At 47.1% G+C, this 9536-nt stretch carries 8 protein-coding genes and 1 pseudogene; 4 read left to right on the top strand and 5 right to left on the bottom strand.

The window, feature by feature from the left end; genetic code table 11:
* Positions 1-634 (bottom strand): annotated as a pseudogene (locus tag HR45_RS18305) (ExeM/NucH family extracellular endonuclease); the annotation flags it as partial.
* Positions 635-1190: 556 nt separating this feature from the next.
* Between HR45_RS18305 and HR45_RS18300 the strand changes: the two are divergent.
* Both HR45_RS18300 and HR45_RS18295 read left to right on the top strand, forming a co-directional pair.
* On the top strand, positions 1191-1982 hold the full coding sequence (locus tag HR45_RS18300; RefSeq protein ID WP_037445724.1) for an SDR family oxidoreductase: 792 nt from the start codon (positions 1191-1193) through the stop codon (positions 1980-1982).
* A gap of 23 nt (positions 1983-2005) precedes the next feature.
* Positions 2006-2707, top strand: coding sequence for a glutamine amidotransferase-related protein (locus HR45_RS18295; protein WP_037445723.1), 702 nt, complete (start codon positions 2006-2008; stop codon positions 2705-2707).
* A gap of 65 nt (positions 2708-2772) precedes the next feature.
* Here HR45_RS18295 and HR45_RS18290 read toward each other — a convergent pair whose 3' ends face one another.
* The 3 genes from HR45_RS18290 to HR45_RS18280 all read right to left on the bottom strand — a co-directional run bounded on the left by HR45_RS18290 (position 2773) and on the right by HR45_RS18280 (position 5697).
* Complete coding sequence (locus HR45_RS18290) at positions 2773-4323, bottom strand: POT-type proton-dependent oligopeptide transporter (RefSeq protein ID WP_037445722.1); 1551 nt, start codon at positions 4321-4323, stop codon at positions 2773-2775.
* 230 nt (positions 4324-4553) lie between these two features.
* Positions 4554-4997, bottom strand: coding sequence for an HNH endonuclease (locus HR45_RS19290; protein ID WP_081933533.1), 444 nt, complete (start codon positions 4995-4997; stop codon positions 4554-4556).
* Positions 4998-5148: 151 nt separating this feature from the next.
* Positions 5149-5697: a hypothetical protein gene (locus HR45_RS18280; protein ID WP_037445721.1), complete on the bottom strand. Its 549-nt coding sequence runs from the start codon at positions 5695-5697 to the stop codon at positions 5149-5151.
* Between the two features lie 330 nt (positions 5698-6027).
* Here HR45_RS18280 and HR45_RS18275 point away from each other — a divergent pair, with 330 nt between their 5' ends.
* Complete coding sequence (locus HR45_RS18275) at positions 6028-7254, top strand: alkaline phosphatase family protein (RefSeq protein ID WP_037445720.1); 1227 nt, start codon at positions 6028-6030, stop codon at positions 7252-7254.
* Positions 7255-7297: 43 nt separating this feature from the next.
* Positions 7298-8104, top strand: a complete 807-nt coding sequence (locus HR45_RS18270) for a 5'-nucleotidase, lipoprotein e(P4) family (RefSeq protein ID WP_037445719.1) — start codon at positions 7298-7300, stop codon at positions 8102-8104.
* 62 nt (positions 8105-8166) lie between these two features.
* Here HR45_RS18270 and HR45_RS18265 read toward each other — a convergent pair whose 3' ends face one another.
* Positions 8167-9306 carry an endonuclease/exonuclease/phosphatase family protein gene (locus HR45_RS18265; protein WP_081933532.1) on the bottom strand — a complete coding sequence of 380 codons (1140 nt, stop codon included), beginning with the start codon at positions 9304-9306 and terminating at the stop codon, positions 8167-8169.
* Positions 9307-9536 lie beyond the last annotated feature (230 nt).

The raw sequence follows: 9536 nt of genomic DNA, 5'->3' as shown, positions 1-9536 counted from the left end.
CGCCGCCAGTACCAGTATCGCCGCCAGTACCTGTGTCACCGCCGGTACTACCGTCATCAGTACCGTAGACAAAGCTCGCCAGTGGATAAGGAATGGTAGCTGTAGCGTTGCTGGTTTGGTTATCTAATGTATTAGGACCGCTAAAGCTCCAGTTTGTCAGATTAAAACTGTTGCCATCAGCTGTGGTGCCACTATTACGGTGAGCCCAACTGTCGGTATATTCCCAAGGTGTGCCGAGTCCATCCACACCTAACTCACCGAAACTATCGATAACGACGCCGTCACATTGAAGTAAAACGACATCATTCCCGTTAAAGGATGGCGTACGCAAGGTTGGCTCAAAGCCAAAAAATGCAGTAAATCCGGGAGTTTCGGTCGCTGCATATAAGAAGCTACCAGCGGTTGCCGAACCGCTAAAGGTGCTGTGATTACCGGCTGTGGTTGCACCATTTGAGGCAACATCGATTCCACAACGACTCAAATCACTAATGTCGTTAACGACATAAAGTTCTACTGCCTTAGGAATACCTCCGCTTAATGAGCCATCAACTACACCCGTGATGACCATATCTGCGGAGAAGGCGGAAGCAGAAACAAGCACAGCAGAAAGCTGTAGTGCCAGATTGATTTTCATTCTACCCTCAGTCTATTTTTGCCATATCCATGGCGTTCTGTTTGTGTCATGAGAAATATTGGGAAATATTTCCGAGGGTATTCTAAAGAATAATCAATACAAAATGGTTACATAATTTTCAAAACGGCACAAATTTCATACAAGATTAACAAGTGTAATAATGGCAATTGGCTCTATAAGGTTATTGTTTTCGATTTAAGTGTAATAAATGAAATGTTAATTAACTGATTTAAATGGATTTTAAGAATTTCGTTGTTGAGTAGTATTGTTTGTTGTTTTTATCTATTACAATGATTTTTAAATGTTAATTAGCAATTAATTATTTGCTGTTTTTATTTTGTTATTAATCAGGTTTTTTAGCATTTTTCTATTGAAATGAAAGCCGGAAATTAAGTTCTTGTGACGCAACAATGACAGGCCAGCGATGAATAAAACCAAAAAGCGACTGAATGGCTGATATATCTTGGCCTACCTATATCCCAAATGAATGCGTTAGCTTCCCATAGCGCAAAGTGCTAATGTCATATGCCTTCATCGTTCAACTGTGGACTTGAAAATGGATTTACAACTTAAAGGCAAAACCGTGATGGTTGCCGCGGCAAGTAAAGGTATGGGGTATGCTATCGCTTTGGCTTGCGCACAAGAAGGTGCACAAGTGTCGATGGCGAGTCGCGATCAAGACGCCATTACTGCAGCCGCAGAGTCGATTCGAAGCGCCACTGGCGCTGAGGTAAAGGCCTACCAGTTTGATGCCGCTGATGCGAACAGCATTGAGCGTTGGGTTGCGGCCACTACGGAAGACTTTGGTGCAGTTTCGGGGTTAGTGGTGAATGCTGGTGGCCCGCCGAGTGGCGATTTTGTCGATTTTACGGATGCCGATTGGCAAGCCGCATTTGAGCTGACGTTGATGAGTGCCGTGCGCTTAATTCGTGCGGTACTGCCATCTATGCAATCGCTGGGGCAAGGCTCAGTGATTACCGTGACCTCTTCATCAGTAAAAGAGCCGATTGATATTTTATTGTTGTCGAACGTGATGCGTTCCGGCGTAACAGCCTTGGTAAAAAGTTTGTCGCAAGCGTATGCCGCCGAAAATATCCGTTTCAATAACCTCTTGCCTGGCCTGATTGATACTGACCGCCTGAAAACGCTGAATCAAAAACGTGCCCAAGCCTTAGCAATTAGCCCAGACGAAGTGCGTCAGCAGCAAGAGTCACAACTGCCAATGGGGCGTTATGGTACGCCGCAGGAGTTTGCCAATGCGGCGGTATTCTTGCTGTCCAATGCCGCCAGCTATATTACAGGTACTACCTTGGCGATTGACGGCGGTAAGATGAAAACTGTTTGGTAAGTCTTGTTTTCCGAGGAGATGATGTGAAGCTAGCCATTTTGCAGACCGATGTGTTGCACCCGGAATTTCTTGCGCAATATCACGGCTATGGTGCCATGTTTCAGCAGATGTTTGCGGCGGCAGGAATTGCCGTTGATAGTGATATCTACAGCGTGATCGAGGGTGTCTATCCGGAATCCCCCGAGCAATATGATGCTATGTTGATCACCGGCTCTAAGGCCGATGCCTTTAGTGATGAACCGTGGATTTTGACACTGAAGGATTATCTACAACAGCGTTTTAAAGATGGGCAGAAGTTGCTCGGGATCTGTTTCGGCCACCAGTTGTTAGCCCATAGCTTAGGTGGCGAAGTCAAGCGCGCTGACCAAGGTTGGGGCGTTGGTATTATGCATTACCAGTGGTGCGATGCGCCTGACTGGGTTGCCAGTGATGCACATAGCTTTTCACTGATCTGCAGTCATCGCGATCAAGTAGTGAGCTTACCTCCGGCTGCCACTCGCTTAGCGCATAACGACTTTTGTCCAAATGCGGCGTTTTATATCGACAACCGCGTACTGGCGTTCCAGCCGCATCCGGAATTCACAGTGCCCTACGCCGAAGCGTTATTGCGCAAGCGCTGGCATGATATTGGTGAAGATAAAGCGGCCACGGCGCTGATAAGTTATCAAACCGAGCATCAGGGACTGAAAATTGCACAGTTAATGGCAAACTTTATTGCCGCCTGATAATGGTGATGCCAGTAATAAAAAGGTCAGCAATCGCTGACCTTTTTATTGAGCGCGATGAGCGATTACTCAGCGTTGGCGCGATAGTGGTCTTGCATCGTGTATGAACGGGCATAGAGTGCAAATACCAAGGCGGCTAACAAGGCAAATCCGGCGAAGAAAAACATCTGGAATGCCGTGACACTGATACCGGTTTCAACGATCTTACTGGTGACTGAGTCATGTTTTACACTGGCGTTTGCCAGTAGCACCCACAAGTTACCAACCGTTACCGACAGCGTCCAAAAGCTCATGATACTGCCCTTCATTGACGCTGGTGCCTGACTATAAGCGAACTCAAGGCCTGTGGCTGATACCAGTACTTCACCGAAGGTAAGCAAGGCATAAGGCAGAACTTGCCAAGTGATCGACATGACGCTGCCACCATCCATCATCAACTGAATGGTACCAATCACGATCCACGCTAGACCCGAAAAGGCAATACCAGCCCCCATGCGGCGCAGCGCAGTGACTTGCATGCCGGCTTTACGCAGCATTGGGTATAACACAAAGTTGTTAAACGGGATCAGCAGCATCACTAACATAGGGTTAAGTGCTTGCATCATGGCCGGTTCAAACCAGTCTGGCTTAGCCATATCATTGGCCTGCAAAATCCAAGTAGAGGCTTTTTGATCGAACAGCGACCAAAACGGCGTGACCAGCGCAAATAAGATCAGAATACGAAATACCGACTTAACCCCGTCCACCGCCTCGGCAGGATGGTGTGCAAGTGCACGCTGTAGTTGCATCGATGCGCCACTGCCGACAAATCCCATAATCAATACTAAGGCGAGACATAGCGCGGTGACTAAACCCAGTTCAGCGGTTTGAGATAGCGCAAAAATTGCCAACGCAATGCCAACAATACTCACCCATAACCCTTTGTTGGCTTGTCCTGCTACTGGCGTCAAAATCGCACTTCTAATCACAGGTAAAAAACCATGTGGGTCATGCGCTTTTGGCTTGATATGTACGTAGCGTTTGCGGCCATACCAGAAGAACATAGTCGCAATAAACATCAATACACCGGGAATGCCAAAGGCCACTGATGGTCCCCAGAACTTAAGAATCAACGGCATGGACAGTGATGCGAAGAAGGAGCCGAAGTTGATAGTGAAATAGAACATATCAAAGGCTTTTTGTGCCAATGACTTATTACTCTGATCAAACTGATCCCCCATAAATGACGATACCAGCGGCTTAATACCGCCAGAGCCAAGGGCAATCAAAAATAGGCCAGAATAGAAACCCGTCTTACTGGTTTCGAAGATAGCCAAGAAGGCATGGCCAATTACGTAGACGATACTGAGCCATAAAATGGTGTTGTATTTGCCAAAGAAACGGTCAGATATCCAACCGCCTAATAGCGGGAAGAAATAGACTCCAATGACAAAGGAGTGAAATACATCTTTGGCTTCACCTTGACGCAGCTCTTCGGGAACTGAAAGCAGCAAAGCGGTCATGAGAAACGGGGTCAGAATATTACGCATGCCATAGAAGCTGAAGCGCTCACAAGCTTCACTGGCGATAATAAACGGGATCTGGCGTGGCCAGCGTCCGGCGGAGGTCGTTGCCATGATTATCCTTGTAGTGTGGTTAGCTATTGTTATCGTTGGCCAAAAACATCAAGTCCTCGGCTGCTATATCGGGTTACTGTTCCATGCTACGGATTTGATTGCAAAACTGCATGCTAGATTTTGTTAGCTAACATGTCATTTTTTGACAGTAACCGCCATTTTGCGCGCTATTCTCGGTGAAAAGTGTGAACTCTTGCTTAAGATAAATACCAACGTTGGCTTTGATATCGTCAATACTCATGGTCGGCTTTACCACGATTGCAGTCTAAACAGAGGATTCGCAGGTTATTAATGTCTAATGCTAATTCTGGATACTTTGAACGCGGCTTTTTATGGTCAACTTCTAGCGCAATATTGTGCTCAGCTGGCGTACGGTTACAGATGGTACAGCGATGTTCCTGTGTTTGCAGAACTCGCATTCTTAGTTTGCGCCACGCCAATGATTGATAAAAATCGGTACTCGTTTTGGGTAACAACATTTGGAGTTGTTCGGCATCTTCAAAAGATTGGTGTTGCTTGAGAGTGGGAGAGAAATAACTGGCTGAAATGTCGACTTGATGTTGGTTTTGTTGCAACCATTTGCAAATGCCGCGTTTTGCGCTGATTTCTGATTTGTACTTACGTGTACGGTAACGGGCGCCGGTTCTCAGCGTCACTTCTATCTGCAGTTCCATTGCGATACTCAGTTTTATGGTGGAAATTTACTCAGTTTAATCACAGAACATTATCAAATAGAAGCGTAAAACCGCCAGCGTGGCAGATGTTGCGGCCAAAAGTTCGCGGCACACTAGGCGGCACGATGCCAGCCTAGTGAGTTCAGCGGTGTTATCTGCCGATACGGGCGCGTTTACCTTTGCTTTTTGGACGGAAGTTTTGCACCGCCTGCATAACTGCCTGATAGGCTTTGCCTGAGGTGGCCTTACTAAATTGCAGTCGCTGCTTGCCTTGTCTGATTTCCAGCGTATCGGCTAGCTGCCGACAGCTGAGTTGCGCATCAAACAGCATCATCGTTTGGCTGAGGACTTTGCCCTGGCCATTTTTACGTTGCGATAAAATGCCTTTCTCGCCGATAAAATCCCAACGCGCGGAATAGAATTGCGGCACACTCGACGCCAATAGCTTACAGGCTAATAACCAAATAACAGCGCATAAGACCAGACCAAGCCAACCGTACCAAGGTGGATTTGCGCCGACATAAAGCACAATCAGTAACAGCGAAGCTAACCAAAGTAAGGTGATAATACCATTCGTGACAAATACTTGCGGGTAATTGGCTTTGACCATCTCTTTCGCGGACAGGGACGGGCGGTAAATGAGTTTACCGAGTGACTTACACAGCACGCGGTGGTCGTGCGTATCGGGAATTTGTTGCATTGAAAAAACCACAAAGTTGAGAAGTGATAGTTATCCGTGGCTAAAAAGCGAAGATGTGCGCCATCTAGTCGGTTACATTATTGAGTGCTGGTAGATGAACGCCATCGCCAGCGCTAATAAAACATGTGGTGGTGCTGGCACTGCTATTCAAGTCCTAAGTAAACATGGTGTGTCACTGTTGTGCCTCGGTTCACGTTATTGTGGTGGGGACGCTGCGGCACGCCATTTCTCCACAATAATTTTTTACACAATAAAAGCCTCTTTAGTGTCACGTTATTCCGTTATACTGTTCTCACAACAAGACCCACTGTTCTCAAAACCGTTAATTGTATGAATAAAGTGATTTGCCTCGGGCTGGCATTTTTGAGTGTGTTTGTCTGTGCCACTTCGGTTGCCGCCAATAATAAGGACATTAAACCCACGGTCATCGTGATCTCTCTTGATGGTTTCCGTTGGGATTACATCGACAAGTATGATGCTAAAAATCTGCAAGCGATTGCGCAGCACGGAGTGCGAGCAGAGCAGATGCGTCCTGCATATCCAACTAAGACATTTCCAAACCATATCACCTTAGCGACCGGACTTTATCCGACGCATCACGGCATTGTTGATAACGATTTCTGTGATAAAGAGCGGCATCAATGTTATGCAATGGGTGATGGCCTCAAGGATTCTACCTGGTTAAAAGGCATTCCGTTATGGAACCTCGCCGAGATGAACGGCGTTAAAGCCGCGACCTATTTCTGGCCGGAATCAGATGCGCGCATTAATGGTATGACGCCGTCGTACTATTTCCATTTTTCACAGCAAGCCAATTATCAAGACCGTATCGACCAAATGGTGGATTGGCTGAAAATGCCTGCGGCTACCCGCCCGCATTTCATTATGGGGTATTTCTCTGCCGTCGATACCGCAGGACATCTTTTTGGGCCAGACGCGCCTGAAACCGCCCGTGCAGTGCAACGAGTTGATAAATTGATTGGCCGCTTGCGTGCGCGGTTGCAGCAAGAGCTGTCATTTCCGGTAAACCTGATTGTGCTGGCGGATCACGGGATGGCAAGAATCGACGCAGAGGAGGGCATTGATTATCGCAAACTGCCTATCGATACCAATAAGTTTCATGTGGTGTCGGTGGAAACGCGCTTGCTGATTTATGCCAAACCTAACACCAGCGCCGATGACATCGCTAAATTAAGACAGCAGCTTGAGCTGGCCGCGAATGGCCGCTATCGCGTGTTGGATAATGCCTATTTGGCCGCAAGACACTACACCAATAGTCCGCGTATTGCGGATGTGATTGCAGAGGTGGATGCGCCTGCATTTTTCACTAATCAACCGCTTGCTGAGCGTGACCATCATGGTGCTCATGGTTTTAGTTACATCAAAGATATGGGCGCATTGTTTGTCGCAGAAGGTCCAGCATTTAAGCAAGGTGTCACGCTTGCCCCGTTTGATAACGTCGATGTGTATCCAACGGTGGCACATATTTTAGGTCTACCAATACAACATAAGGTGGATGGTAATATTCAGGCTCTGTTGCCAGCATTGGTGAAGTAAGTGCATTAATAGGACAGCAGAAATTTTTTGTTTTGAGGGAATTATGAAACTAGCTCAATACTTTCTTCCGCTAGCGTTTGTGGCTGTATCGGTTCAGGCTGAAGCGCCTGTGAATCACGCCGCAATGGAATTGGTCGCAGAAAACACCCAGAGTGTGGTGTGGATGCAAAATGCCGGTGAATACCGCGCCCTGTGTTATCAAGCTTACAATATGGCGAAGGTATCGTTTGAACTCGCCAAAGCCAAGCAGCAGGGCAAACTCGCGGTGATGGTCGATCTTGACGAAACCATGCTGGATAACTCTCCTTATGCGGCGTGGCAGATTCTGCATCATCAAGGCTATACCAACGAAGGCTGGGATGCATGGGTTAACAGCGTTCAAACGCCTGCATTGGCCGGTGCGGTCGATTTGGCTAACTTTGTGACTGAGCATGGTGGCACGATGTTTTATGTGTCAAACCGATCAGAGCGCACCTTCGCCGCCACCAAAGAAAACCTGCAAAAGCTGGGTTTCCCTAACGTGTCTGAATTTACCCTGCGGTTAAAGAAAGAGACATCAAATAAGGCGCCACGTTTAGCATCGATTGAGCAAGATGGATACAAAGTGGTGCTATTTATGGGGGACAATCTTAACGACTTTCCTGAAATCAACACGTATCACCAGTTGAATGAACAACGCAACGTGGTAGTGGATACTCATAAAGATGATTTCGGCCATAAATTCATTTTGCTACCGAACCCATCATACGGTGATTGGGAGCCAGGTTTGGCGGAAGGCTATTATCAGTTGGATGATGCGCAGAAGCTGCGTGTGCGTCAGCAAAGCTTGCAGCCATGGCAACAAAAATAACCTAGTGCGTTAAATAAAAAGCCCCGACGAGTCGGGGTTTTTTATTGGCATCAGGCTAATTGTTACTGCAGCGGTGTCAGCTCGACCGTCAACCACACCAAGCGGTGATCTGAGGAAGCGCTGCGAGTTTTGATCAGTCGGTACAATGGGCTAGATTTCTCTGGCCAGAACACGCCGCCATCAACAATCTTCATACCCGCTTTAGACGGCAAGACGTAATCCGCGCGTTCTTTCCAAGAGGCCGTAAAGGATTTTGACTCGCTATTGTCCGGCACATAGGCGGCACCGCCTTTACTGGTTGGGACAAAGCTACCGTTTACTAGTGGATGATCCAGCAGTTGTCTAACCGCACCACTTTGCTCTGCCGTTTTATAGGGGGCTGAGTTCATGTCGCCGACAAAGACAAAACGTGCTTGGCCACCAAAGCCGCCCTTATGTCCTTGGTCATCGACAATATAGGCTGCCGCATCACCGCCGGTCAGGTAGTCAGCCCAAAGACGAATTTCGTCGTGGTTACGCTTACCGTTGCGGTCTTCTGGCCCATCAAATACCGGTGGAGTAGGGTGTGCAGCTAATACATGCAACCACTGACCATCAACATTCACCGGAATATCCCAATGTGATTTAGACGAGAGACGCAGTTGCTGCCATTGTTCATCGGTATACCAAGACTGCTGAGTTTGTGGATCAAACGGCCGCAGTGCACCCGGCATAGATGACCATTTCAGATGTTGAAAACTTCTAATGTGCTCACGGTCAATTGGATAGCGTGATAACACCACCATGCCGTAATGGCCGGGGTAGTAGCCAAAGCCCCACGCGTCACCACCGACACCAGAAGCTTTACCATCATGGTCAAGGTCAAACGGCGAGGGTACACCTGTGTTCACTGGTGCAATGTAAAAGTAGGGATAATCTATCGCCGCGGCGCCTTGCTGAGATTGATTGAGATAGCGCTTGATAAAGGCTTTGACGCCTTTGTCAGCGTCAGCAATGTAGTCAAATTCATTCAATAACACGATATCAGGACGGACCCGCTGCAGAATCTCAGCAATATTGCGGATCTGTGGATTGTCATCATTTTGTAACAAAGTTTGTAACTTGCTTGGGCTAGGAATTTTTTGTCCCTTTTCCAAATAGTTACTGCCTTCCATACTGACGTTAAATGTGGCGATTTTCAGCTGTTTGGCGTTAGCAGACATAGCATTCACACTGATAAAGGATAATAAAAACAGAAGGATATAATTTAATCGAATTAACCAAGAGGGTTGCATGAGAACCTCGGAAAGAGATTGGAAAAAATTTGGCCGTAATAAATATTTTCCGGTCAAAAATGAAACAATTGTGTGTATGATTATGCGGTGTTAAACAAAAGTGTAACGCTTTTATGGTATAACACGCCCTCGTTGGCTGGAGTGTACCCTTAGCCAAC

The organism is Shewanella mangrovi (assembly GCF_000753795.1).
GTDB classification, from domain to species: Bacteria; Pseudomonadota; Gammaproteobacteria; order Enterobacterales; family Shewanellaceae; genus Shewanella; species Shewanella mangrovi.
The sequence above is the reverse complement of the archived record's forward strand: the minus strand, read 5'-3'. Positions and strand labels throughout refer to the sequence as shown.

Coding starts and splice junctions, on each gene's coding strand:
- HR45_RS18300 (WP_037445724.1), top strand. CDS start 1,191: ATGGATTTACAACTTAAAGGCAAAACCGTGATGGTTGCCGCGGCAAGT.
- HR45_RS18290 (WP_037445722.1), bottom strand. CDS start 4,323: ATGGCAACGACCTCCGCCGGACGCTGGCCACGCCAGATCCCGTTTATT.
- HR45_RS19290 (WP_081933533.1), bottom strand. CDS start 4,997: ATGGAACTGCAGATAGAAGTGACGCTGAGAACCGGCGCCCGTTACCGT.
- HR45_RS18280 (WP_037445721.1), bottom strand. CDS start 5,697: ATGCAACAAATTCCCGATACGCACGACCACCGCGTGCTGTGTAAGTCA.
- HR45_RS18275 (WP_037445720.1), top strand. CDS start 6,028: ATGAATAAAGTGATTTGCCTCGGGCTGGCATTTTTGAGTGTGTTTGTC.
- HR45_RS18270 (WP_037445719.1), top strand. CDS start 7,298: ATGAAACTAGCTCAATACTTTCTTCCGCTAGCGTTTGTGGCTGTATCG.
- HR45_RS18265 (WP_081933532.1), bottom strand. CDS start 9,306: ATGTCTGCTAACGCCAAACAGCTGAAAATCGCCACATTTAACGTCAGT.